The organism is Cupriavidus metallidurans CH34 (genome assembly GCF_000196015.1).
In the GTDB taxonomy this organism is placed as follows: Bacteria; Pseudomonadota; Gammaproteobacteria; order Burkholderiales; family Burkholderiaceae; genus Cupriavidus; species Cupriavidus metallidurans.
On sequence record NC_007974.2, the window covers coordinates 2,404,916 to 2,427,813 of the forward strand.

Genomic DNA, 22,898 nt, shown 5'->3' on the forward strand with positions numbered 1-22,898 from the left:
CTATCCCGCTACCCAGTTGCCATGGAAGCCGAACGGCACGCGCTGCGGCAGCTCGACGGTTGCCAGCGGACCGCGCGCGACGTGCCGCGCATCGAACACCAGCAATTCGCTACATTGTGCCGCAGCCCGCCACACCACCGCCAACAGCCAGCCATCGCCCTCGCCGCCATGAGCGCCACCACCCGGCGCGAACACCGGCTCGGACGTGATATCGCCCCGCGGCAGCCAGTAGGCGTCGCGCGTGCCGTCCTGCATGTCCAGGTGCATGATGCCGTTGAGCGCGCCTTCGCCGTACTCGGGATGCGACGCGGCGAACCATCCGTGCCGATAGCGGAAACCCGAAACGCGGTCGTCGATGCGCGGAAACTCGCCCGCCGTATCGTCGAGCCGTTCGGCGGTGAACCGGCGTATGTCCGACGCAAGATCGAACGTCCAGCGCGTCAGGTACGCCTGCTGCCGGGCGGGATCTCCTGGCGATCCGTCGGCGTGGGGGAACAGGGGAGGTTCGTCGTAGACCATGACGTCCGCCAGAATGCGTTGTCCCCCCTCGCCTTCCTCCCACGCGTTCATCACGTGGAACACATAGCAGGCAGGGCCCTCGAACCACCGCACGTCGTCAGCGCCGCCACCACGCGGCAGGACGCCGATCATGGCGGGCTTCTCTGGCTCCCATGCATAGCCAGGGCCGCCGCGCTCCACGCGCGCAAGGCTACCGGTCAGCGGCAGCACGGGGATCAACAGATGACCCGGCGTGGCCATGAAGTCGTGGATCATGCTCGGGTACGGCGCCTGCAGACGCGCGTAATGCGTCAGGCGGCCCTGTGCATCGATCGCACCAACCTGCACGCCCGGCGTGAGCTTGCCGTCGGCGTTGTAGCCGAAGAACAGTAGTTCGCCAGTGCGCGGGTCGGTCTTCGGATGCGCGGTGAACGGCCCCTTCAGCGGGCCGTATTCCATATATCCAAGGGTGTCGATCGCGCGCGGCGTCACAGCAGTGGGCAGGTGCGCTTCCTCGAGCGCCAGCAGCGCGCCGCCGTGCCAGATGATGTTGGTATTGGCCACGCCGCCATCGCTGCCCGACCACTCCGGCGCATCGGGCAACTTGCCGGCGAAGGCGCGGAATAGTGGACGCCCGGCACGATCCTCGTCACGCCACTTGGGCGTGCGCACCCAGCGGTTGCGGTAGGACACGCGCCCATCGTCGATGGCGAACACATGCACCATGCCGTCGCCACCGAACCAGTGCGCCTCGGGCTGCGGAAAGCGCGGGTTCGGGCCGATGCGATACAACGTGCCCTGCAACCCCGCTGGCAACACGCCACGCACGCAGAGATCGCTTGCATCGACTTCCTGCGTGACCGGCGCGAAGTTATCCACCTCACTCACGTCGCTCACGTCACCCGCTGCACCTTCCACTTCGGACAAGCTGTCTTCCATGCACGCCCCCGTAACTAAACAGTGAATAGTTTGGGAAGTATCGGTGGCAAGTGCTAAGAGGTCAAGGAAGGATTCGGCGAAGGCCGCTGACCGCACATCCCATGACTTTGACGAGTGTCAACTCTCGGCCGCGCCAGCCTGGCCTAGACTGACTGGATCACCGCCCGCGAGGCTGCGGGCGGCCTTTCAGGCCAACCAGAAGGAGTCTCGACATGGCAGGCATGCAAGCTGCGGTTTTTCAGGGGCCCGGCAAGATCGTGCTGCAGGAAAAGCCGATCCCGGCCGTCGGCCCCACCGACGCACTGATCCGCATCACCACCACCACAATCTGCGGCACCGATATCCACATTCTCAAAGGCGAGTATCCGGTAGAGCGGGGCCTGACGATCGGTCACGAACCGGTGGGCATCATCGAGAAACTCGGCAGTGGCGTGACCGGTTATCACGAGGGTCAGCGCGTCATCGCGGGCGCGATCTGCCCCAGCTTCTACTCCTACGCGTGCCAGGACGGTTGCGCCTCGCAGGACGGACAAGGCCACTCGCACGGCTACAAGCCCATGGGCGGCTGGCGCTTCGGCAATACGATTGACGGCACCCAGGCCGAGTACGTGCTCGTGCCGGACGCGCAGGCGAACCTCGCGCCCATCCCCGACGGGCTGACCGACGAACAGGTATTGATGTGTCCCGACATCATGTCGACGGGCTTCTCCGGCGCGGAGCACGCCAATATCAAGATCGGCGATATCGTTGCCGTGTTCGCGCAGGGTCCGATCGGACTGTGCGCGACGGCTGGCGCCCGCCTGCGTGGCGCTTCGCTGATCATCGCCGTAGATGGGATCGATGACCGCCTGAACATCTCTCGCCAGATGGGTGCCGACGTTACGCTGAACTTCCGCAATACCGACGTGGTGCAGGAGATCCTGCGCATTACGGGCGGCCGTGGCGTCGACGCGTCGATCGAAGCACTCGGCACGCAGGCCACCTTCGAATCGGCCCTGCGCGTGCTCAAGCCCGGCGGCACGCTGTCGAGCCTTGGCGTCTATTCCAGCGACCTGAAGATTCCCCTGGACGCCTTCGCGGCCGGTCTGGGCGATCACCGCATCATTACGTCGCTGTGCCCGGGCGGCAAGGAACGGATGCGCCGACTCATGAACGTGATCGAAACGCAGCGGATCGACCTCGGGCCACTGGTCACGCACCGCTTCAAGCTCGCCGATATCGAGGCCGCCTACGACCTCTTCGGGCACCAGCGCGACGGCGTGCTCAAGGTAGCCATCACGCCTTGACGCCCGGCAGGCGCCCTGCCTGCCAAACCCGCCAGTTCCACAAGCCAGCCCCGGGCGTGTTACGTGACACGTAACACGCCCGGGGTTTCTTTTGGCGCGCCGGCGCGGCTTTTACGTGCCTGCGCGTATGGAATGCTTCTTGCGGTCTGATTGCTCGCAGTCAAATAACTACAGAAACAAAGGGGAGCAATCATGAGGGCAACGGTGGTCGAATTTCGCCCGCTGGTCGGGCTTGGCATCCAGCGGATTCTCAATCGTATTGCAGACGTGGACGACAGCAGCGTCATCACGCCACGGCCAGAGACCCCGTGTTCTCTGCACGGTACCGAGTTACTGGTACTTGGCGCCTTGCCGCGCGGCGCCAATATCGACATGCACCAGTTGCTGGAAACCGCATCGGCCGTGCGCTGCGTGCTGTTCCTGGCGCATGGCGGCGAAGTCCAATGGATGCCGCCCAACCCGTTCGCGCCGCTATTGTCGTGGCTGCCCGAACACGCGAGCGCCGTTGAGATCGAATGTGCGCTACGCGCCTTGATCGCCTGCGCGCATGCCGGAATTCACGCGCTGGCGCCAGCGCTGCCGATTGCGCCGGCTACCCCGATTGCCGTGCCAACGCCGGTAGGCGTCCACGGCAGCACGCGGGTGCCGGCATACATTTGCGAAGCGCGGCTGCTCAGGCTGACCCTGCGCCAGTACGAGGTGCTCGTACTGCTGTCGCGGGGACTCTCGGTGAAGTCCATCAGCAGGCAACTACGTATCTCCGTCCCGACCGTGAAAAGCCATACGTTGCAGCTCTATCGGCGACTCGCAGCCAAGAACAAGTCGGAGGCGGTCTTCATGGCGCGCGCGAAGGGCGCCGCACTGGCAACCGTCTCGTCCGATCCATGACACCCGCTACCGTTACCGCTCAACCGATGACATGCAGGCCATGCGTCACGGATACACGACCAGCATCGGCCTGGCGTGACGATGCGAAGCCGGCAGAACGGGCGGTAAGGGTTGGCTGGTGAGCGCGCCGCTTGCTCCAGCCGACTTCACCACCGTCACGGGCACGGAAGTCTTGCGCATGATGCCCGAGGTAAGTCCGGCGCCGAAGCATGCCTTGATTCTCGACCACAGGTTCACGCCGATCACGATGCCATCGCAGTTCAAAGCCGTCGCCGCGCTAGCCACCGCTTGCGCCGGGCTGCCGACGCCAATCATCGCGGTATAGCGCACGCCGGAATCGTCGAGGATATTGCTCGCCTGCTCCAGCGCGCACTCACCATCCTGGGATTCCTGCTCGCGCAATGCCGCAAGCGAGTGAAAGGCGCTGGCCCGCGAATGCTCCAGCGGCGGCTGCACGTTCAGCAGCACCACCTCGGCCACGCCACTCTCTCGATACAGGAACGCCGCATAGCGCACCGCGTCGAGCGCGCATTCCGAGCCATTCACCGGCACTAGTATCTTGATCATGATCTCCTCGGTCCATCCGTATCCCTGACTCAAGGGTAAGCATGTGCTTATAGATAGCGGATCAAAGGATGGCTGCCCGCAGTAAAAATCCTGTCAAAATTTTCCCGCCGCTGGGCGACCTCATCTCTCCCGGAACGCTCACCCGCCATGGCTGAGCCAAATTGCATGCGGACGATGGGCAGAAATTGGTTCTCGCATTACACTTTGCCCAATCAATAAGGCAATCCGCCAGATCCATGGACGATACCGACCGACAACTCATTGCCCTGCTGCGGGATGACGCCCGCACGCCCGTGGTAACGCTTGCCAGGAAGCTACGCGTGGCGCGCGCCACGGTGCAGAACCGCCTGGCAAAACTGGAGAGCGAGGGGACGATCGTCGGCTACACGATCCGGTTGCGGCCCGAGGCCGAGGCGTTCCGCATCCGTGCCATCATGAGCATCGAGATCGAGGGCAACCACAGCGAGGACGTGCGGCGTGAATTGCGCGGTCACCCGAACGTCGTGGCGCTGCACACCACCAACGGCCGCTGGGACCTGATGGCCGAACTGCGCGCGGATACGCTGGAGGCATTCGACCGCATCCTCAGTGCCATCCGCCTGATCCCGGGCATCGCCAATACAGAGACCAGCATCCTGCTTTCGACGCTGAAGCTATAGGTGCCTGCCAGATCCAACCTCAATCCACTGCCTCGGCAAGCGCTGCGTCGAACATGGCGGCGGTGAGCCCAAGCAGCAGTGCAATGGCAGACGCGATAAACCAGCGTACGGTCCTGCGATACTCGGACACCTCGTCGTCCTCGATGCGCAACGCGCGGAACAGCGACAGAATCTGGAGCGCCACGGCGGAGACTAGGCAAAGCGCGGCGAACAACGCGCGGACGCTCCACTTCCCGGGGCTCTCGAAGCCCCAGAAACGCCAGAAGGCCAGCGAAAAACCCAGCAGCACCGTAATGGCCGTGATGATGCCCTGGCGATAGCCGGCCGGCACCATCTGCGGCTTGGGGCGGCCAACGGCGTCATCGGCGTCTTCCACGGACTCAGGCATTGATGGCCTCCAGGATTTGCGTTGGCCCAGTTGCTTGATGCCCTGTAGTCTAGCCCGCGCAATCGCCATGAGCGGCGCTCCCATCTTGTCGGATCAGACTCTGCCACTGCAGCATCGAACGCGCGGCCGTGCCTTCGCCTACACCGCCACGGGCAGGCTCCCGCCTGATGTGTAAATCGGTTTGACTTCGCGGCCTCCGTGGCAGATTGTGAGGAAGGCGAGCTCCCTCCCTTGCGCGGAACCTGTACGTTCCGCTCACCCCCATCCCTGACACACAGTCGATGCTGGCGCTGACTGCCGGCCATCCTTTTTGTGGATGGCTCGAAGCGTGTTCAGTCGAAGCAGCAGTCACGTCCGCGTCGCGCAGGCCGGTATCCGTGGAAGGCGCCGTCCCATCCCAGCATTGCTGCAGCAATCGCTGCGGCAGGTCGTCGCAATACGTAGTGAAGAAGGAGCTGCTGATGCATCCCAGAGCCTACCTGCCCATCACTTTGGGGCAACCGCTGGCTGTCGGCGCCATCGCGCTGATTGCAGGCGCTGCCGCTTACGCCCAACCCACCGCCACACCGGAGCAGAAGTTCCCACCCGGCTATCTCGAAGCCGTCTCCACCGGCTACGAGAACGGCCAGACCGCCACCTCACCATCGCAGCCCGGCCAAGCCGTGACCGGACCGGGGGCACCACTGTCACAGGCATCGTTCCTCGTCCCGCCGACGCAAGCAACAACGACGTCCACCCAATCTCAGAAGAACAAGAAACACCACTGAAGGTAGTGTGAAAGATCGATGCGTTCCGGCCAGGTGCGCATCGACACAGGTAGACCTTTCCGTATCGCGCAATTCCGGGATCGCGGAACACGGGCTCCAAATCTCAATTAATCCATCGCATTAATAATTGCCTTGCCCGAAATAACGTTTCGGGCTCCGGGCCTTGTCGCTTTACGGTGAAGGACGTGCCGGTCGACGGCTTCTGGTCAGTCAGTGTCTACAACGCCGAAGGCTATCTCCAGAAGCACCCGGCCAACGCGTACACCCTGGCCCCCACAAGTTCCCGGAAGCCCAACCGGCGGAGTGATCTACACCGAATCCGCCTGTGCCCGCAAGCCACCTGCCGAAGGGGAGACAACGGGTACTGGCACATGGCTAAATGAAGCCATCGTGAATTGACCCCACGATGCAAGCATCTCGCCCGCGATCCCCCGATTTCGCGGGCGTTTTTTTTGCCATATTTCTGGCAATTCAAATTGACTGGTCGCAAATACAACTTAACCCTGCACTGCCTGATTCCCCTTTTCCCGACAATACGGAAAGCCCCCTAGGGATTTCACTGAGTTCGGCGCAGAAGAATCTTATACATCACAAGATGATGTTTCCCGAAAGGTTCGCGCAAGGCTAACGAAAGGCGATTGGAAGACGCTCCTTATAGATTCCCCCAAATCCAACGAGCCGCCGGTTCCTGCCACCAGGGTTCGCGGCCGTTGGCATTCTGAAAGGTAGGAGGAGAGCATGACCAGTCGATGCAGCGGCGTCCGCGCAGTTGAAGCGGACAGAGCCGAAGGACAGCCCGTGTGGCGCAACCAGAGCGGGGCCATCCGATGAGCCACGCCAAGGGATTCAAGAAGGACTACTACGGCGGCACGCTGATGGCACTGGTCGGACTCGCTGCCGTAATGGCCGGTCTGCAGTATCACACCGGCTCGCTCAGCCACATGGGCCCCGGTTTCTTCCCGGTAGCAGTGGGCGCGCTGCTGGCATTCGTCGGCGTCCTCATCGCCGTCTCCGCCCGCAACGACGAGCCCAAGGAAGACAAACCCTCCGGTCACGGACACAGCCACGCTGCGCCGGACCTGCGCGGCACGGTTTGCATCGTGCTGGGCACGCTGGCATTCCTGCTGTTCGGCAAGTATGGCGGCATGATTCCAGCCACGTTCGCCATCGTCTTCATTTCCGCGCTCGGTGATCGCAGCAACAGCATCAAGCAGGCGTTCCTGCTCTCCATTGCCATGTGCGTTATTGCGGCGGTGGTGTTCTCGTGGGCGCTGCAGCTGCAGCTTCCGATGTTTACGTGGGGGGCGTGAGTACCATGGTTTCGAATGCATTACATGATCTCTGGTTCGGCTTTGGGGTAGCGTTCCAGGGCAGCAACCTGATGTGGTCGTTCTTCGGCGTGCTGGTCGGTAACCTGATCGGCGTGCTGCCAGGCATGGGCGCGCTTTCAGCTATCTCGATCCTGCTGCCGCTCACCTACGTCATGCACCCGGTGCCCGCCATCCTGATGCTGGCCGGTATCTTCTACGGTTCGCAGTATGGTGGGGCGATCGGCGCCATTCTGCTGAACCTGCCTTCGCACCCGCCGCACGCGGTGACCTGTATCGACGGGTACCCGATGACCAAGGCAGGCAAAGGTGGCACGGCGCTTGGTATCACGATGATCTGCTCGTTCTTCGCTGCGTCGGTGGGCATTCTCGTGATGATCTTCGCATCGCCGCTGCTGACGACCATCGCCTTCAAGTTCGGTCCCGCCGAGATCTTCTCGATCATGCTGCTGGGTCTGCTTGCCGGTTCGACGATGTCGCGCGGATCGCCGCTGAAGGGCGTGGCCATGACGCTGTTCGGCCTGCTCTGCGGCGTGGTCGGCACCGACGTGAACACTGGCACGTTCCGCTTCGCGCTGGGCATTCCGGAACTGAGCGATGGCCTGGAACTCGTGGCCATCGCAATGGGCCTGTTCGGGGTAGCTGACTTCATCCTGAACGTGAACCGCATGACTGCGGTGACTTCCAACGCCAAGCTTCGCATTCGCGACATGCGTCCGAGCCTGGCCGAGCTGAAGGAGGCCTTCTGGCCGATGGTGCGCGGCACTGGCGTAGGTACGTTGTTTGGCGCGATGCCGGGCACGGGCCCGACGATCACGACGTTCGTGGCCTACGCGCTCGAACGCAAGATCTCCAAGACGCCCGAGAAGTTCGGTACCGGCATGATCGCCGGCGTGGCGGCGCCGGAAGCCTCCTCGCACTCGAAGACGCAGGTGGACTTCATCCCGACGATGAGCCTGGGTATTCCGGGCGACGCCGTGATGGCGCTGATTCTTGGCGCGCTGATGATCCAGGGCATCGCCCCGGGTCCGCAGCTCATCAGCGACCACCCGGACATCTTCTGGGGCCTGATCGCCAGCTTCTGGATCGGCAACGTGATTCTGATGATCCTGAACGTGCCGATGATCGGCGTGTGGGTCAAGCTGCTGCAGGTGCCTTACCGCTACCTGTTCCCGTCGGCGATGTTCTTTATCGCAGTGGGCGTATTCAGCACGCAGAGCAGTCTGTTCCAGATCTGGGAAGTGCTGGCCTTCGGCCTGATCGGCGCCTTGCTGATGTACCTGGAGTTCTCGGTCGCGCCGATTCTGCTCGGCTTCGTGCTCGGACCGATGGTGGAAGAGAACTTCCGCCGCGCCCTGCTGCTGTCGCGTGGCGACCTGGCCGTGTTCGTGGAGCGCCCGATCAGCTGCACGTTCGTGGTGATCTCGGCGATGCTGCTGGCTGGCGTGACGTGGTCGGCCTGGCGCAATCGCGGGCCGAAGAAGACGGCCATCCAGGTGCTGGAATCGGAACTGGCGGTCAACGAGTAAGCCACCCCATCAGGTTCGCTGTAACGGATGCGGCCGGATGCCTTCAGGGCATCCGGCCGCTTTCTCTTTTGGGCTGCCCAACTCCATTTTGTATGCAATTTACGGATACAATACAAACCGCCCGCGGACCGACAGCGAGGCGTTTCCGAATAAGCAATACGCACTGGAGGACACAGCATGACGAACCAAGCCATCCCGGCCGAATACCTGGCCGCCCTCGAACCGATCCAGCACTATCTGGAAGCGCACCGCACCGGCCGCGCCGAGTACGTCCGCAAGGCTTTTCATGCCGATGCCCGCATCATCTCGTTCCGTGACGGCACCCTGCATTCGCTGACCGTGGAAGAATTCTCGGCCCGCTTCCAGGGTGAGCCCGCCGCGGACGAAGCGCAACGCCGGCGCTTCATCGCCAGCTTTGACGTGGTCGGCAATGCCGCCACCGCCAAGGTTGTGCTGCAGTACCCCGAGGTAACGTTCACCGACTACATGAACCTGCTGCAGATCGACGGCGTCTGGAAGATCGCGAACAAGACGTTCAGTGCGGCGCCGAAGGCACCAGCGCAGTAACGCCCCTGGGGCGTAACAAGCCAGTCGAAATCAGCACATTTTCCCGCCGGGGCCACCTAGAATAGGTTCACACCGGCCATGGAAACTGGGAGGGAATCGCCATGACACGCCTGCTTTCGATCTGGACGCTCTGCCTTGGCCTGGCGCTGGCCAGCTGCACCTACTACGGCTACCCTCCCGGCACGGTGCCCGCCAGCTACGACCGCTCGTTCTTCGCCGCTGCCGATGCCATGCGCGATCAGGGTGTGGCGATCGCGGTGCAGAACCAGGTCAGCGGCGAGATTTCCGGCGACCGCGGCGGCGTTCCGGTCTCGGCCTGGGTGCGCCAACAGCCGGACGGGAGCGTGAGAGTGCAATTCAACGCCAACGACTCCCGCGACCCAGACCTGGTGCACCGCATCTCGCAGAGCTATGACCGGCGCATGGGTCGTTGATCTGGGCGCGGTTCAACCCGCGCGATAGATCTCGCTGGGTTCGATGAACACGTAGACATCCCGCGCCTGCGGCACGCCGGGCATCAGCACCGCGAGGTTCATGGCGCTGCCGTTGATGGATTGCAGGAACGTCCAGCCGACGGTACGTCCACCCGCGCGAATCGCCACCGACTCGCCCGACGCGACGGTCAGACGCTTCATGCCGGGCGCCACATCGATGGTGCGGGTCACCGTATCAAGGGCGGCCTGGGAGCCAAACAGCGCACTGTCATGGGAAAGGACGGCGGCGGGAGCGGCGGCGCTGTCGGCAGGAACCGGGGCGGGGGCGCTCCATGCCAGTGCGGGGGCGAGCAGAAGTGCTGCGGTAAGCAGGGAGATGGTGTTGTTCTTCGAGGTCATGATAAGGATCTTGACCCTGCCCCGGATGGCAGTCCGCGGCAAGGCTGGCTTCGCCGGATTCTTGCCGGGCTGCCGATCGGGCTCTGTCAATCAGGGGCGATGCAGTCGTGGCACGGAGGGGCGATGTCTCCGTCGGGCTTTCGGGGTGTCTGGTGTCAACCCGGGTGACAGAGTAGCCCCATCCCGTGAATTCATAAAATGACTTGATTTCACAAAATCCAGTCGCTTTCTTCCGCTCCCTTCCCGTTCATCACGGCATACGCCACATGGGATAGGCCGCGCAATCGCATCGCGCCCGCATTCATACCCGCCGCAAGGAAAACCAATACAATAGCGCCCCGCGCGGCGGACGCCCCTGGCTCCGCCTCTCCTTGCACCTCTGCCCTCATCCGGAATTTCATGATCGCAAACGCATGTGGTGTCGACTTCGGCACGTCCAACTCGACCGTGGGCTGGGTTCGCCCGGGCGCATCGACGCTCCTGCCGCTCGAGGACGACAAGGCGACCCTGCCCTCCGTGATCTTCTTCCATGCGGAAGACCCGCTGGTCAGCTATGGCCGCGCGGCACTGGCCGACTATCTGGCCGGCTACGAGGGGCGCATGATGCGTTCGCTCAAGAGCCTGCTGGGCACGTCGATGATGGATGACAGCACCGAAGTAATGGGCCAGGCCATGCCTTTCCGCAAGCTGCTGGCGCACTTCATCGGCGAACTCAAGGGCCGCGCCGAACGCGCCGCCGGCCGCGAGTTTACGTCGGCCGTACTGGGCCGACCGGTGCATTTCATCGACGAGGATGCCGCCGCCGACCAGCTTGCCGAGGACACGCTGGCCGAGATCGCCCGCGACGCGGGCTTCCGCGATATCGCGTTCCAGTACGAGCCAATTGCCGCAGCCTTCGACTACGAAGCCGGCATCGGCGGTGAAGAACTCGTGCTGGTGGCCGACATCGGCGGCGGCACGTCCGACTTCTCGCTCGTTCGCCTGTCCCCGGAGCGCGCCCGCCACATCGACCGCCGCGACGACATCCTCGCCAATGGCGGCGTGCATATCGGCGGGACCGATTTCGACCGCGCTCTGAGCCTCGCCAGTGTGATGCCGATGCTGGGCCTGGGCAGTCAGCTTCGCAACGGCAAGGCCATGCCTTCGGGCCAGTACTTCGACCTGGCGAGCTGGCACACCATCAACCTGGTTTACACACGCAAGGCCTGGTCGATCGTGATGGACAACTATCGCGATACCGCCGACACCGTGAAGCTTGATCGCCTGATCCGGCTGATCCGCGAGCGCGCGGGCCACTGGCTGGCAATCCAGGTGGAAGCCGCCAAGATCGCGCTGTCCGCGGAAGCGCAGACCGTGGTCGACTTGGACCGTATCGCGCCCGACACCACACTCGCCATCACCCGCGAGACCTTCGACGAGTCCATCGCCAAACTGGTCGACAAGACCGCCACGACGGTGCACGGCATGCTCAAGACGGCTGGCGTCAAGGCCGAGGCCGTCGACACGATCCTGTTCACCGGGGGTTCCAGCAGCGTACCGCTGCTGCGCGAGCAACTCGCGCAATTGCTGCCGGGCGCGCGCCGCGTGGAAGGTGATCTGTTCGGCGGTATCGGTTCGGGACTCGCGCTGGACGCGCTGCGCAAGTTCGGCTGAGCGCGCAGCCGCCGCGCACTGGTATCAGGGCAGCCGTTCGCTGCCCACTTCCTGCATCGACGTCTGTTCGTGCGCGTGGTGCACGCGATTGCGACCGCTGCGCTTTGCGGTATAGAGCAGCCCGTCGGCACGCGACATCAGCGCATCGAGCGACTCCGGCGGTTGCCACACCGCCACACCAAAGCTGGCCGTCACACGCGGGCTATCCGGCAGCGTCTCGAATCGCGCGCGCTCGAGCGTCGCCCGGATCTCTTCGGCGATATGGATCGCCTCTTCCCCGGTCGTCCGCGGCAATAGCACCGCGAACTCCTCGCCCCCAAGCCGGCCGGCAATCCCCCGCGCGCCCACCACGCGCCTGACGATCCGCGCGAACTCGACGAGTATCGCGTCGCCACTGGCGTGACCGTGGTTGTCGTTGATGAGCTTGAAGAAATCAAGGTCCACCAGGATCAGTCCGGGCACCCCGCCATTGGCCCGCGAAATCGTCTCGCGCGCGATTTCCTCGAAGCTTCTCCGGTTGTGAAGCCGCGTCAGCGCATCCGTATCCCGCTCGTGCTGGATCCGTTCGATCAGCGCGTGAATCTCGGAGCCCAGCAGCACCAGGCTGAAGAAGACGTTAAAGAGCGTCTGGCCTACCTGGAAATACGTCCAATAGCTTGAAAACGCCCTGCCACATTCGTCGGTGTTCGGGGGTGCGCTCGTGCTCAGCAGCAGCCGCAGGCCGAGGTTCACGGTAAAGGCGACGAACACCCAGTAGATCGCCCGATCCGCCACGCTGCCCCGCCGCAAGCCACCAAGCTGAGCCAGGGCAATGCCGAAGATCAGCGCGGCGCCAATGTTGTGTACGTATATCCGCGCCGTCAGGTCAGGCACGGCGAAATGGAAGTAGGCGAGCAGCGAGAACTCGACAATGGCCACCCCCGAACAGGCGGCCAGTGCGGTGGTGGATTTGACATGGGCGCGCCACAGCAATCCGCACGCAATCAGCATCGTGCTGCCGATGTAGAACGGCGCGGCGACGAGCGTCGTCCAGACAGCATCGCTCGGCGGAGACAGGACCTGTATGGCCACCGCCACGGCATAGAGCGCAAAGGACACGCCGAACGCCAGCAGATGCTGGCTGCGGAGCTGCCGCCAGACCACGAGGAAGCAGCCAGCGAAGATCAGCGAGACCGCGGGGTTGATCAGGGATAGTTGGTTGCAGAACGACACGGGGGCGCGAGGGATTCTGTGAGAGCGGCTGACAATGGCTCTGACGAATCAGAACGTGATGTCCGCCGCTGGCACCGCACGTACGCGCGGGCCGAAACTGCTGATACCCGTCAGCGTGAGGTTGTGATGGTGAATGATCTGCCCTGCAGACAAGGCCGCATTCGAAACAGTTGTGTGACCATCTGCGATCAGCCTCACCGGATAGCCCAGCGCCAGCGCACGCCGCGTGGTGGTATCGACGCAGTACTCCGTATGCATGCCGCAGATGACCAGGTGCGTCACCCCGTGCTCCTTCAGCGTCGCCTCGAGTGTCGTCCCGAAGAAAGAATCCGGCGTGGTCTTGCGGACGCGCAGGTCGCTATCCAGCGCGGTCAGCCCATCCGCGAGATGCCAGCGCGCTGAGCCATACGGCAGGTAGTCGTCCGCCGATTCATGCTGGATGAATATAACGGGCACGCGCGCGGTGCGTGCCTTGCCGGCAACATCGTTGATGCGGTCGATGATCTCGTGGTGAGCGAGCGGGACCTCGTCGCCTTCGCACAGGCCTTGCTGGACATCGATGACGAGTAGGGCCGCTGTCATGGCAGATAAGTCGGAGACCTTGATCGCTCAATCATGCCATGAAACAACGAACGGGACCGGTGCTGCCCGACCGCCCCCCCACCTTAGTGGGTACCGTCAGTGCGTGCGTCCGTGCGTCCCCGGCAGATCGACGAGCGACGTGGCGGCGCTACAAGTCAGGCACCCGAGGCGATCAACGGATGCGCGGCATTGCCCAGGGCGGTCAGGGCCTCAGCCGGTCCGGGCCTGGCAAGCAGAAAACCCTGCGCGCGGTCGCAACCGATCTCGCGCAGAAACTGCAGTTGGGCGATGTTCTCCACGCCCTCGGCCACCACGGTCAGGCCAAGCGCCCGGGCCATGGCAACGATCGCGCGAAGAATCGCGCCGTCGCGCTCCCGCTCGATAACAGCGGTCAGGAAGGAGCGATCCACCTTGACGGTATCGACCGGCAGCGTCTGCAGATAGGTAAACGAGGAATAGCCCGTTCCGAAGTCGTCGATGGCCAGACCGACACCGCGGCGCGCGAGTTCGCCAAGCACCAGCTCGGTCACGCCGTTTCCGGTCATGGCCATGCTCTCCACCAGCTCAAGCTGCAGATGCTCCGGCTGCATGCCGGCGTCGCTCAGCACATCGGAGACGTCATGCAGGAAATGCTCGTGGCGGATCTGTCGGGCGGACAGGTTGACCGACATGCGGCCAAATTCGAAGCCCGACCGGAGCCAGGCCGCGCCCTGCCGGCACGCCTCGCGCAACACCCAGGCGCCAATCGGCACGACCAGCGCCGATTCCTCGGCCACGTCGATGAACGCACCGGGCGACAGCAGCCCGCGCGTCGGGTGCTGCCAGCGCAGCAGTGCTTCGACGCTGACGATCCTTCCCGAGCCCAGGTCATAGATCGGTTGATAGTGGAGGCGGAACTCGCGGCGCGTCAGCGCGCGACGCAGTTCGCATTCGAGCGCCATGCTTTCCATCGCGGACGATGTCATCTGCGTGGCGAAGAAGCGGAACGTGTTCTTGCCTTCCTGCTTGGCTTCATACATCGCGCGGTCGGCCTGCATCAACAGTTGCTGCTGATCCGTGCCGTCGTCCGGATAAATGCTGATGCCGATGCTCGGCGTCACGAACACGCTGCGCCCGGCAGCATCGATTGGCTGACCAACCACGTCCAGCAGCACCTGCGCGATATGCGCGACATGACGAATGTCCTCAATCTCCTCGACAACGATCGTGAACTCGTCCCCGCCGAGCCGGGCCACCGTGTCGCTCTCGCGCACGGCATGCTTGAGTCGCATGGCAATGACCCGGAGCGCGTCGTCTCCGGTGCCGTGCCCCATCGTATCGTTGATCATCTTGAAGCGATCGAGATCGAGGAACAACACGCCCACCCGTCTGGACGCACGCCGGGCGCGAATGATGGCCTGCTTGAGCCGTTCGCTGAACAGCGTGCGGTTCGGCAGGTCCGTCAGCGGATCGTGCATGGCCAGATGGTTCAGGCGCTCTTCCGCGATACGGCGATGCGTGATGTCCGAGAAGATCGCCGCGTAATGCGTGCATTCGCCGGCCTGATTGCAGATGCTGGAGACGGACAGATGCTCGAGGTACAGCTCGCCGTTCTTTCGGCGATTCCAGATCTCGCCCTTCCAGTGACCTTGCGCGCGCAACTGGCTCCACATTTCCTGGTAGAAGGATGGACCCTGGCGTCCCGAACTCAGCATCCGCGGCGTCCGGCCGATGGCCTCGTCGAGCGTGTAGCCGGTCAGTTGCGTGAAGGCCGGGTTCACCTGCTCGATCACGCCATTCAGATCGGTCACCATCACGCCGTCGAGCGTCGATTCGAACACGCGATCGGCCAGCCGCAGATGGTAGTTGGATCGACGCAGTGCCTCGTCGCGCTCGTGCAGCGCCGTCCGCAGTTCATGCACATACTCGTGTTCGATACCACAAAGGATGTCCGACAGGCTCAGCAGACCCGTCAGCTCGCCCTGAGCGTCGAGCACGCCAACGTGGCGCAAACGGTTGTCCGAAAGAAACTTCCGGGCCGAATACAAGCTGTTGGAATGCGCCAGCGAATGCAGGTGACGACTGGCATGATCCGACACGATGCCGCCGAGCGCGTTGGCGGCGGCCAGCCGCACGACGTCGCGCTCCGTCAGGATGCCGTACTCGTCGCCGGGAAAGCGGACAACCACAGCGCTCAATCCGCCCGAGCGCATGACACGCATGACCGCAGCCAGTTTCTCTTCCGGGTCGACGATGACCGGAGGCGGAACCTTGACCGAGTGAATCGGGCGAAGGCGCAGGAAATACTCGGCGCCCTGGTTCATGACGAGGTCGGTCTGAGACAACATGCCGAGCGGACGCCCACTGTCATCCACCACCAGGCAATGGCGAATGCCTTTGCTCTTGAAGTACAGCGCGGCATCGCCGAGCCTGGTGCGGCAGTCCAGCGCCAGTACGGGATAACTCATCAACTCGGCGATGGGGCGCGACAGCGCATCACCCATCTCGCCGAGCGCCAGCGCGTCCCGCTCGGTCCAGATGCCAACGACCTGCCCCTGGTCCACCACGACGATCGAACTGCAACTGCGCTGCGCCATCATCGCGACAACTTCGCTGACACTGGTGCGCGGGCCGCACTCCAGGATGGATCTCGATATCAGGTGATCGATCTCAAGATCCAGCGTGTGTTGTGGCATTTCTCTCCCCGGAAACTCTTCTGCCTTGCATGAAAATGCCGGCAGCGTAGCGACGGGAGGGCTGCGAAACCTTGATTAGGGTCAAACTACCCCGGAGCCCAAGCCATGTCCCCTACCAAGGTACGGTAAAGGAATCGGCCATCCGGCCGATGTTCGATCTTGGGGGGACTTTCGTTATGGCTTGTGAAGGGTGGCAGCCTGGGCTGCGAATGCCTTCCACTCCCGGAAAACCGCATCCAGGCACGCCGCCGAATCACAGGCGTCCCGCTTCTTGCGGAACGCTGCAACTTCCGACTCGGTGATGGATCCAGTCTTGAGCTGCCGCTGCTGGTCAGCAAAGATGCGCTGGTAGCCCATCGAGAACAGCGCGGACTCGCAGATCATGCGATGCGCCGGCACCGGCCGGGCAGGCACGACGGACGGATCGCAGTCGATGTCAGTGGCATGCGCGTTGCCGAAAGCCAGAAGACCAGTGACGGCCAGACAGCGGAACGCGCAACGGATGCGCGCGAAGTGGATGGTGCAGAACGTGCGGGTCATAGTCGATACGGGGAAAGCCTGAAAGCTGCCAGGTGTAGAATCCCGGCCTTCAATCGCCCCTGGAAACTTAGCATGAAGATGGACGCCTTTCCCTTCGGCACGACCGACTGGTCGCAGATTGAACGCACCGAGCACAAGGGAGATACCGGAGCGGCTTACTGGCGCACGCAGTACTTCGGCGAAGGCGACCGCCGGGTGCGTGTGCGCATGGTCGAATACTCGCCGGGATACCTGGCGGACCACTGGTGCAAGAAGGGGCATGTCCTGTTCTGCCTGCAGGGCGAACTGGAAACGACGCTCGAAGACGGCCGTCAATTCATGCTGCGACCGGGCATGAGCTATCAGGTCGGCGACGACGCCGAGGCCCATCAGTCCCGTACCTCGACGGGTGCCACGTTGTTCATCGTGGATTGAAGCAGCCGGGACGCCCGGCCATGCGGCCCGGGCATCCCACTGCGAGACATTACTGAGCCTTGCCTGCGGGCGATGCCATGCTTTGCAGGCCGATGGCCTTGCCGCTGGCATCCGTCACGCGCGCCAGTTCCCGATACGCGTTCGCCTGCACCTGTCCGGGCAGCGGCACGAACTTCGCTTCGCGGGCGAGCTGGTCGCCGTGGAGATAGCCCCAGGTGACGAACTTCATGGCCTCGAGCGTGCGCTCACCGGCGCGGCTGACGGCCGGCACCACGACGAACGTCCCCATGGTGATCGGCCATGCGTCGGCACCGGCCTGATTGACCAGGCTGGCCGTGAAGTCGCCCTTCCGGTTCCAGTTGCTGTGCACCACCGCATCGCGGAATCCGCCCACCGTGGCGCTGACGAAGTTGCCGTCTGCGTTGCGCAGTTGCACCGGATTCAGACCTTCATCCAGCACATAGTTGTAGTCGACATAGCCGATGGCGCCACGGTTGCTCTGGACCGCCTTCACGACCTCGCCGCTGCCTTTGGCACCGGTGTAGCCGGCCGGCCATGAGAACGCGGACTTGGTGCCATATGTCGACTTCCACTCGGCACTCACCTCGCTCAGATAGGCGCTGAAGTGATAGGTGGTGCCCGAACCGTCGGCACGCACCACGGGGTGGATCTTCAGGTTCGGCAGGGCGAGACCCGGATTCACGGCACGGATCTCCGGCGCATCCCAGCTATCGACCTTGCCCAGGAAAATCTTCGCCAGCAAATCGCCGGTCAGCTTCAACTGGCCCTTCGGGACGGAAGGAAGGTTGATCACCGGAACAGCAGCAGTAACGACGGCCGGCACGCAGACCAACCCGGACTTGCTTGCTTCCTGGGGAGACAGCGGCACATCCGACGCGCCGAAATCGACCTGCCCTTCCCGGATACGACGAATACCTTCGCCCGATCCAACCGCCGCGTAATTGAGCCGGGTGCCGGTGGCCGCGGCATAGCCGGTCGACCAGACGCGATAGACCGGCGCGGCCGCCGTCGAACCCGCGCCCTGGATATCAGCGGCTACGGCAGTGGACATGATGAGCGCTGAGCCAAGAATGGCCAACGCGGTGCGCTTGAGCATGATCGTTCATGGAGAGTGGGCAGCCGGCATTGTAGCGGCGCAAGAGCAAGATCTTTCGGATCGGCTTGCTGTCTGGATCGACCAAATAATCGAGGCATGACATCTCCAGAAGCATCCCGGATGTCCCGGATGCCCCGGATGCTTCTGGACCGTCTGGGCACGGAGCGCTGAGTCCCGTGCCAGTCCCCGCTCAGGAACAGGCCTTGCCGTGATCGGGCTTGTAGCCCTTGGCCTTGGCGTCGGCCTCTGACATGTACGCGCCACTCTTGGTCTTGCCGTAGTAGCGATCGGACGGGCAGTGATAGACCTTGGTCGACGAGTTGGCCCAGACTTGGCCAGGGCCTCCGCCCGGTGCGGCGGCGGTGGTCTTTTTCTCGGTGGCAGTGGCGGGGGCCGCAGGTGCGGCTGTTGCCGCCGGGGCGGCGGCCTTGGGCGCGGGTGCCGCGGCAGGCGCCATCGCGGCCGGCGCCATCGCGGCTGGTGCGGATGCTGCTGCGGCGCCGCCATACCAGTCCTTGACGCCCTTGTGCCCTGCGCAGGCGCCCTTCTTGCTGGCGCCGGAGTAGTAGCTTCCGTCCTTGCAGAGGGCCGTGCTGCCGGCTGGCGCGCCGGCGGGTGCCTGGGCCTGGGCGCCGAGCGACAAACCCAGCGCGGCCGCAACGGCCATCGACTTCAGCAAATTCTTCATTGGCTGCTCCCGTATCGGGGTGAAACGACGAGAAGAAAAACGCTTGAGCCGAGTGGGCGATCAGGTACGTTGCAGCGCGACACTGGCGCCGCGCGCATCGCTCTCGCTCGTCCCCAATAACTGTCGCCGGAAGCGTTGCGTTGACAGCACCTCCAAGTCGGGCATTTTTCAGCCGGCCGAAGCGGGTGCCAAGCGTGCATTGGCGCACATGGCCGCAGTCAGCGTCTGGCGAATGCCGTCTTGATAAGACGTCTTTCGAATCGGACCAATCAGCGCGCGCAGCGCCGAGTCGTCCATGATCACGGGGTCAGTCTGCAGATAGTGCATCTCGACCAGTTCGCGCATTAGCGGATTGAACAGCCCCAGCAGACGCAGCATTGTCTTGCCCACCACGCGCAGTTTCATCGCGCGGCCGGTCTGGCGCTCCATCTCTTCCACCAGCTCGCGCTGCGTGGTGACGCCGGCCCCGGCGAGGTGCCAGATCTTGCCGAAGGCAGCCGGAGTATCAACCAGCCGGGCCACCACCGGGCCCACGTCCGGCACGAAGATGAACTCATGCGGCGTGTCGATCGGCCCGATCAGGTCGGCCGTGCCGCCGTTCGCAGCCGCCAGCACCGCGCGATGCAGCAGGCTGTTCTCGACGCCGGGACCATAGAAGTCCGGCAAACGCAGCACGGTGGCACGGATGCGTCCATCGGCATGCGCCTGCATCAGCAGGTCCTCCTGCGACTTGCGCATACGCCCCTTGAAGGTGTGGGGTTCGCGCGGATGGTCCTCGCTCACGGGTGTCGTCCTTGCCCTGCCATATGGGTACACCGTGCCGATCAGGATGATCTGCTTCACACCGGCCGCCACGGCGGCGTCGAGCGTCCGGCGCATCAGCGCGGGGTGCAACTCGAACTGCCAGTAGTTCACGCCGACCAGATAGATCAAGGTCTCCACACCCGTGGCGGCCGCCTGAATCGCCTCCGGCGAGTCCGGATTCCAGGTCAGGATCTCCGCCAGCGGGTCATCGCCGAAGGCCTGGCGCAGGCTGGCCTCGTGCCGGCCTACCACCCGATAGGGCTCACCCCTGCTGCGCAGGGCGGCCGCGATGCTCCGGCCAATGGCGCCTGCCGCGCCAAACAAGGCAACTTTGGACATATCGGATTTCCTTTCGGTAACGGATTGGGAAGGCAGCGAGCAATTCGCGAAACCGCAGTGTGGCGCACCCGCAATCGAAAGAAAATTGCCTAGAATCGACTGGCTGCTATTTGAAAATGCATACCATGACGCGAAACGAACCGAGCTGGGAGTGGTACCGGACATTCTTGCAGGTGCTGGAGGTCGGCTCGCTCTCCGCCGCCGGCCGGGCCCTCGGCATCACGCAGCCCACTGTCGGGCGGCACATCGACAGCCTCGAGTCGGCCCTTGGGCTGAAGCTGTTCACGCGCTCGTTCGACGGCTTCGCCCCCACCGAGGCCGCCCATGAACTGAAGCCATACGCGGCGAGCATCGCCGCCACCGCCGCCGCGCTGCGCCGGGTGGCCAGCAGCCACGGCGCGGGCGTCCGGGGCACCGTACGGCTGACCGCGAGCGAAGTCATCGGCGCCGAGGTACTGCCTCCGATCCTGGCGGCCCTGCGCGACGCGCATCCGGAGCTGGTGGTCGAACTCGTCCTGTCGAATCAGCCTGACGACCTGTTGCGCCGCGAAGCGGACATCGCCATCCGCATGTTCCGACCGGTCCAGGGAGCCTTGATCGCCCGACATGTCGGCGGTATTGAAATCGGCTTGCACGCGCACAGTCGCTATCTGCAGGCGCACGGCGTGCCGGGCTCGACGAGCGAGCTCTCGCGCCATGCGCTCATCGGCTTCGATCAGGAAAACGACTTCATCCGCCGGTTGCAGAGCAAATTCAAACCCTTCTGGCGCGATAGCCTGGCCTTTCGCAGCGACAGCGACCTGGCCCAACTCGGCGCCATCCGCGCGGGATTTGGCATTGGCGTGTGCCAGGCCGCACTGGCGGCACGGGATCCCCAACTGGTGAGGGTGTTGCCCGAGCAGTTCTCGGTCACGCTGGATACCTGGGTAGCCATGCATGAAGACCTGCGTGACAACACACGCTGTGCCGTCACCTTCGCCGCGCTGGTCAATGGGCTGGACGCCTATATCAAAGGTGTTCCCGGGCGAGGGGCATGACCGCAATGCCCGAACATTCGCAGACGTCGGCCTGAAACGGATGGCACCCGTCGCACTCTGCAAAATCAGGAATCATCCCGACAAGAAACTTTCATAACGGTGAAAGTGATTACTTGTCGTCACACCTGCTATACCTAACGAGGTTGTCGCGCCACTGGCCACCTGTATTGCGGCCGGCGCGCATCGTCTTGCCGCACGAATCGGATTAGCCGATCGCCTTTTCCCTTATCGGGACCATTTTCTTTTCAATGGAGAGCATCAATGGTTATTCAGGAAGGTTTTTCATTTGGAAACTTCATCATCGACGTTTTTTCCATCTTCCTTTTCATCCTGTGGTTCTGGTTGCTCATCACCATTTCCGGCGATCTGTTCCGGCGTCATGACGTGTCGGGCTTCGCCAAGGTGCTGTGGGTGATCTTCCTGATCGTGCTGCCCTACATCGGCGTCTTCGCCTACATCCTCACCCAGGGTCGCGGCATGGCAGAGCGCAATCAGGAACGTGCGCGGGAGGCACGCAACGAACTTCGCCAGGTGGTCGGCTTCAGTGTCGCCGACGAACTGGAAAAGCTCGACCGCCTGAAAGCGTCCGGCTCCATCTCCGAGGACGAATTCAAACGGCTGCGGGCGAAGCTGGTCGAGTAAAGCGTTGCGACCAGAGGCGGCAGCGGTCCATCAGGGCTCAGGCGATTGCACACCCAGCACGGCAACAATCGCCAGCACCGCCACGCCTAGCAGGGCTTCGATAACGAAGCTCCTGCGCAGCGCCCGCACGGCCGCGCCACTGTCCGATGCCGTCACCAGCGCCGGGCTCAAGCGATACCGGTTCAGCGCGGCCATCACCAGCATCGCGGCGAATAGCGCCAGCTTGACCAGCAGAATCCGGCCGTAGGGCGACGTCAGTCGCTCCAGCGTCGGCATGCCGGCGATGAACCAGTAGTTGACTGCCCCGGTCGTCACCAGCGTCCCGACGATCACGGTACCGATACTCGCAAACCCGCGCGCGGCGCGATCCAGCACTGCGAGAACGCCCATCCGGGCCAGCATCAGGAATCCAGCCAGCGCGCCAATCCATGCGCCGCCCGCGAGCAGATGCGCAATATCGACCAGCAGATGCGCGACGCCGGACAGCCCCTCGTTCATCGCGCCGTGGCCACCCCATGCGAGCGTTGCCAGCGCGATGGCGCCACAGGCGACGAGGACCTGATAGCGCAGCGTCGGCCGATGCGCGAGCGCGAAGCTCGCGAGCAGTCCACCGAGAAGCGCGCTCATGCGCATGAAGCAGGCGATGCCGAAGGCTGTCTCGGTCGCGATCATCGCCACCGTATCGCCCCCAAGATCCGCGTACCCTTCCACTCCGGACATGGCCTTGGCCACCACGGCCATGTCCACGACGGAAAGCACCAGGCCGATGAGCGCGGCCATCGTGGCGTAGCCGCTATAGCACCGGGCGCTGGCGGCTTCCCGCTCGTCTTTTCGCAACGCATACAGGGCAAACAGCGGCAAGCCAAACAGCAGCATCAGATCCAGATAGAGCGCGAACCGCACCCACACGTTGAGCCAGTCGACCTCCATTGGATAGCCCTGCCCG

At 63.6% G+C, this 22,898-nt stretch carries 24 protein-coding genes; 12 read left to right on the top strand and 12 right to left on the bottom strand.

The genetic code is table 11. The features are described from left to right. The gene (locus tag RMET_RS28830) at positions 1 to 1,437 is read right to left on the bottom strand and encodes a carotenoid oxygenase family protein (RefSeq protein WP_011520048.1); all 1,437 of its coding nucleotides are present in this window, start codon (positions 1,435 to 1,437) and stop codon (positions 1 to 3) included. Positions 1,438 to 1,649: 212 nt separating this feature from the next. On the opposite strand from RMET_RS28830, the gene RMET_RS28835 reads away from it, so the two are divergent. Next, positions 1,650 to 2,723, top strand: coding sequence for an NAD(P)-dependent alcohol dehydrogenase (locus RMET_RS28835; protein WP_011520049.1), 1,074 nt, complete (start codon positions 1,650 to 1,652; stop codon positions 2,721 to 2,723). Between the two features lie 192 nt (positions 2,724 to 2,915). Further along, a complete protein-coding gene (locus RMET_RS28840; protein ID WP_011520050.1) occupies positions 2,916 to 3,611 on the top strand; it encodes a helix-turn-helix domain-containing protein in 696 nt (231 codons plus the stop codon). A 45-nt stretch (positions 3,612 to 3,656) separates the two neighbouring features. On the opposite strand, the gene RMET_RS28845 is transcribed toward RMET_RS28840, so the two are convergent. Further along, complete coding sequence (locus tag RMET_RS28845; protein ID WP_011520051.1) at positions 3,657 to 4,178, bottom strand: universal stress protein; 522 nt, start codon at positions 4,176 to 4,178, stop codon at positions 3,657 to 3,659. Between the two features lie 236 nt (positions 4,179 to 4,414). Here RMET_RS28845 and RMET_RS28850 point away from each other — a divergent pair, with 236 nt between their 5' ends. Beyond that, positions 4,415 to 4,837 carry an Lrp/AsnC family transcriptional regulator gene (locus tag RMET_RS28850; protein ID WP_011520052.1) on the top strand — a complete coding sequence of 141 codons (423 nt, stop codon included), beginning with the start codon at positions 4,415 to 4,417 and terminating at the stop codon, positions 4,835 to 4,837. A 19-nt stretch (positions 4,838 to 4,856) separates the two neighbouring features. On the opposite strand, the gene RMET_RS28855 is transcribed toward RMET_RS28850, so the two are convergent. Further along, complete coding sequence (locus RMET_RS28855; protein ID WP_029309794.1) at positions 4,857 to 5,225, bottom strand: hypothetical protein; 369 nt, start codon at positions 5,223 to 5,225, stop codon at positions 4,857 to 4,859. 443 nt (positions 5,226 to 5,668) lie between these two features. Here RMET_RS28855 and RMET_RS28860 point away from each other — a divergent pair, with 443 nt between their 5' ends. The 5 genes from RMET_RS28860 (at position 5,669) to RMET_RS28880 (ending at position 9,850) form a co-directional block, all read left to right on the top strand. Next, complete coding sequence (locus tag RMET_RS28860) at positions 5,669 to 5,992, top strand: hypothetical protein (RefSeq protein ID WP_231138543.1); 324 nt, start codon at positions 5,669 to 5,671, stop codon at positions 5,990 to 5,992. Between the two features lie 827 nt (positions 5,993 to 6,819). After that, the gene (locus RMET_RS28865; protein WP_008641504.1) at positions 6,820 to 7,302 is read left to right on the top strand and encodes a tripartite tricarboxylate transporter TctB family protein; all 483 of its coding nucleotides are present in this window, start codon (positions 6,820 to 6,822) and stop codon (positions 7,300 to 7,302) included. Positions 7,303 to 7,307: 5 nt separating this feature from the next. Next, positions 7,308 to 8,849, top strand: coding sequence for a tripartite tricarboxylate transporter permease (locus RMET_RS28870; protein ID WP_011520057.1), 1,542 nt, complete (start codon positions 7,308 to 7,310; stop codon positions 8,847 to 8,849). A gap of 177 nt (positions 8,850 to 9,026) precedes the next feature. Next, on the top strand, positions 9,027 to 9,416 hold the full coding sequence (locus tag RMET_RS28875) for a nuclear transport factor 2 family protein (RefSeq protein WP_008641502.1): 390 nt from the start codon (positions 9,027 to 9,029) through the stop codon (positions 9,414 to 9,416). A 101-nt stretch (positions 9,417 to 9,517) separates the two neighbouring features. Further along, on the top strand, positions 9,518 to 9,850 hold the full coding sequence (locus RMET_RS28880; protein WP_011520058.1) for a hypothetical protein: 333 nt from the start codon (positions 9,518 to 9,520) through the stop codon (positions 9,848 to 9,850). Positions 9,851 to 9,862: 12 nt separating this feature from the next. Here the strand turns inward: RMET_RS28880 and RMET_RS28885 are convergent, their stop codons facing one another. Beyond that, positions 9,863 to 10,249, bottom strand: a complete 387-nt coding sequence (locus tag RMET_RS28885) for a CzcE family metal-binding protein (RefSeq protein WP_024570177.1) — start codon at positions 10,247 to 10,249, stop codon at positions 9,863 to 9,865. A gap of 399 nt (positions 10,250 to 10,648) precedes the next feature. On the opposite strand from RMET_RS28885, the gene RMET_RS28895 reads away from it, so the two are divergent. Further along, a complete protein-coding gene (locus RMET_RS28895) occupies positions 10,649 to 11,902 on the top strand; it encodes an Hsp70 family protein (RefSeq protein WP_011520061.1) in 1,254 nt (417 codons plus the stop codon). Between the two features lie 24 nt (positions 11,903 to 11,926). On the opposite strand, the gene RMET_RS28900 is transcribed toward RMET_RS28895, so the two are convergent. The 4 genes from RMET_RS28900 to RMET_RS28915 all read right to left on the bottom strand — a co-directional run bounded on the left by RMET_RS28900 (position 11,927) and on the right by RMET_RS28915 (position 16,911). Beyond that, positions 11,927 to 13,114: a GGDEF domain-containing protein gene (locus RMET_RS28900; protein WP_011520062.1), complete on the bottom strand. Its 1,188-nt coding sequence runs from the start codon at positions 13,112 to 13,114 to the stop codon at positions 11,927 to 11,929. 48 nt (positions 13,115 to 13,162) lie between these two features. Then, complete coding sequence (locus RMET_RS28905; RefSeq protein ID WP_011520063.1) at positions 13,163 to 13,696, bottom strand: cysteine hydrolase family protein; 534 nt, start codon at positions 13,694 to 13,696, stop codon at positions 13,163 to 13,165. Between the two features lie 155 nt (positions 13,697 to 13,851). Then, positions 13,852 to 16,371: an EAL domain-containing protein gene (locus tag RMET_RS28910; protein WP_011520064.1), complete on the bottom strand. Its 2,520-nt coding sequence runs from the start codon at positions 16,369 to 16,371 to the stop codon at positions 13,852 to 13,854. Positions 16,372 to 16,545: 174 nt separating this feature from the next. After that, entirely contained in the window at positions 16,546 to 16,911 is a 366-nt protein-coding gene (locus RMET_RS28915; RefSeq protein ID WP_011520065.1) for a hypothetical protein, read from the bottom strand. A gap of 72 nt (positions 16,912 to 16,983) precedes the next feature. Between RMET_RS28915 and RMET_RS28920 the strand changes: the two genes are divergently transcribed. Further along, positions 16,984 to 17,325 carry a DHCW motif cupin fold protein gene (locus tag RMET_RS28920; RefSeq protein ID WP_011520066.1) on the top strand — a complete coding sequence of 114 codons (342 nt, stop codon included), beginning with the start codon at positions 16,984 to 16,986 and terminating at the stop codon, positions 17,323 to 17,325. Between the two features lie 49 nt (positions 17,326 to 17,374). On the opposite strand, the gene pstS is transcribed toward RMET_RS28920, so the two are convergent. The 3 genes from pstS to RMET_RS28935 form a co-directional block, all read right to left on the bottom strand. Next, on the bottom strand, positions 17,375 to 18,397 hold the full coding sequence (gene pstS / locus RMET_RS28925) for a phosphate ABC transporter substrate-binding protein PstS (RefSeq protein WP_231138574.1): 1,023 nt from the start codon (positions 18,395 to 18,397) through the stop codon (positions 17,375 to 17,377). 235 nt (positions 18,398 to 18,632) lie between these two features. Continuing rightward, the gene (locus RMET_RS28930) at positions 18,633 to 19,130 is read right to left on the bottom strand and encodes a DUF3761 domain-containing protein (RefSeq protein WP_011520069.1); all 498 of its coding nucleotides are present in this window, start codon (positions 19,128 to 19,130) and stop codon (positions 18,633 to 18,635) included. Positions 19,131 to 19,298: 168 nt separating this feature from the next. Next, on the bottom strand, positions 19,299 to 20,273 hold the full coding sequence (locus RMET_RS28935) for an NAD-dependent epimerase/dehydratase family protein (RefSeq protein WP_011520070.1): 975 nt from the start codon (positions 20,271 to 20,273) through the stop codon (positions 19,299 to 19,301). A gap of 125 nt (positions 20,274 to 20,398) precedes the next feature. Here RMET_RS28935 and RMET_RS28940 point away from each other — a divergent pair, with 125 nt between their 5' ends. Further along, on the top strand, positions 20,399 to 21,310 hold the full coding sequence (locus RMET_RS28940; protein WP_035820854.1) for a LysR family transcriptional regulator: 912 nt from the start codon (positions 20,399 to 20,401) through the stop codon (positions 21,308 to 21,310). Between the two features lie 261 nt (positions 21,311 to 21,571). After that, the gene (locus RMET_RS28945; RefSeq protein ID WP_008647667.1) at positions 21,572 to 21,952 is read left to right on the top strand and encodes an SHOCT domain-containing protein; all 381 of its coding nucleotides are present in this window, start codon (positions 21,572 to 21,574) and stop codon (positions 21,950 to 21,952) included. A 30-nt stretch (positions 21,953 to 21,982) separates the two neighbouring features. Here RMET_RS28945 and copD read toward each other — a convergent pair whose 3' ends face one another. Next, positions 21,983 to 22,882, bottom strand: a complete 900-nt coding sequence (gene copD / locus RMET_RS28950) for a copper homeostasis membrane protein CopD (protein ID WP_011520073.1) — start codon at positions 22,880 to 22,882, stop codon at positions 21,983 to 21,985. Positions 22,883 to 22,898: the final 16 nt, after the last annotated feature.

Bases quoted from the DNA above. Each gene is read 5' to 3' on its own strand.
- RMET_RS28830 (WP_011520048.1), bottom strand. From the start codon at position 1,437: ATGGAAGACAGCTTGTCCGAAGTGGAAGGTGCAGCGGGTGACGTGAGC.
- RMET_RS28835 (WP_011520049.1), top strand. From the start codon at position 1,650: ATGGCAGGCATGCAAGCTGCGGTTTTTCAGGGGCCCGGCAAGATCGTG.
- RMET_RS28840 (WP_011520050.1), top strand. From the start codon at position 2,916: ATGAGGGCAACGGTGGTCGAATTTCGCCCGCTGGTCGGGCTTGGCATC.
- RMET_RS28845 (WP_011520051.1), bottom strand. From the start codon at position 4,178: ATGATCAAGATACTAGTGCCGGTGAATGGCTCGGAATGCGCGCTCGAC.
- RMET_RS28850 (WP_011520052.1), top strand. From the start codon at position 4,415: ATGGACGATACCGACCGACAACTCATTGCCCTGCTGCGGGATGACGCC.
- RMET_RS28855 (WP_029309794.1), bottom strand. From the start codon at position 5,225: ATGCCTGAGTCCGTGGAAGACGCCGATGACGCCGTTGGCCGCCCCAAG.
- RMET_RS28865 (WP_008641504.1), top strand. From the start codon at position 6,820: ATGAGCCACGCCAAGGGATTCAAGAAGGACTACTACGGCGGCACGCTG.
- RMET_RS28870 (WP_011520057.1), top strand. From the start codon at position 7,308: ATGGTTTCGAATGCATTACATGATCTCTGGTTCGGCTTTGGGGTAGCG.
- RMET_RS28875 (WP_008641502.1), top strand. From the start codon at position 9,027: ATGACGAACCAAGCCATCCCGGCCGAATACCTGGCCGCCCTCGAACCG.
- RMET_RS28880 (WP_011520058.1), top strand. From the start codon at position 9,518: ATGACACGCCTGCTTTCGATCTGGACGCTCTGCCTTGGCCTGGCGCTG.
- RMET_RS28885 (WP_024570177.1), bottom strand. From the start codon at position 10,249: ATGACCTCGAAGAACAACACCATCTCCCTGCTTACCGCAGCACTTCTG.
- RMET_RS28895 (WP_011520061.1), top strand. From the start codon at position 10,649: ATGATCGCAAACGCATGTGGTGTCGACTTCGGCACGTCCAACTCGACC.
- RMET_RS28905 (WP_011520063.1), bottom strand. From the start codon at position 13,696: ATGACAGCGGCCCTACTCGTCATCGATGTCCAGCAAGGCCTGTGCGAA.
- RMET_RS28910 (WP_011520064.1), bottom strand. From the start codon at position 16,371: ATGCCACAACACACGCTGGATCTTGAGATCGATCACCTGATATCGAGA.
- RMET_RS28915 (WP_011520065.1), bottom strand. From the start codon at position 16,911: ATGACCCGCACGTTCTGCACCATCCACTTCGCGCGCATCCGTTGCGCG.
- RMET_RS28920 (WP_011520066.1), top strand. From the start codon at position 16,984: ATGAAGATGGACGCCTTTCCCTTCGGCACGACCGACTGGTCGCAGATT.
- pstS (WP_231138574.1), bottom strand. From the start codon at position 18,397: ATGTCCACTGCCGTAGCCGCTGATATCCAGGGCGCGGGTTCGACGGCG.
- RMET_RS28930 (WP_011520069.1), bottom strand. From the start codon at position 19,130: ATGAAGAATTTGCTGAAGTCGATGGCCGTTGCGGCCGCGCTGGGTTTG.
- RMET_RS28935 (WP_011520070.1), bottom strand. From the start codon at position 20,273: ATGTCCAAAGTTGCCTTGTTTGGCGCGGCAGGCGCCATTGGCCGGAGC.
- RMET_RS28940 (WP_035820854.1), top strand. From the start codon at position 20,399: ATGACGCGAAACGAACCGAGCTGGGAGTGGTACCGGACATTCTTGCAG.
- RMET_RS28945 (WP_008647667.1), top strand. From the start codon at position 21,572: ATGGTTATTCAGGAAGGTTTTTCATTTGGAAACTTCATCATCGACGTT.
- copD (WP_011520073.1), bottom strand. From the start codon at position 22,882: ATGGAGGTCGACTGGCTCAACGTGTGGGTGCGGTTCGCGCTCTATCTG.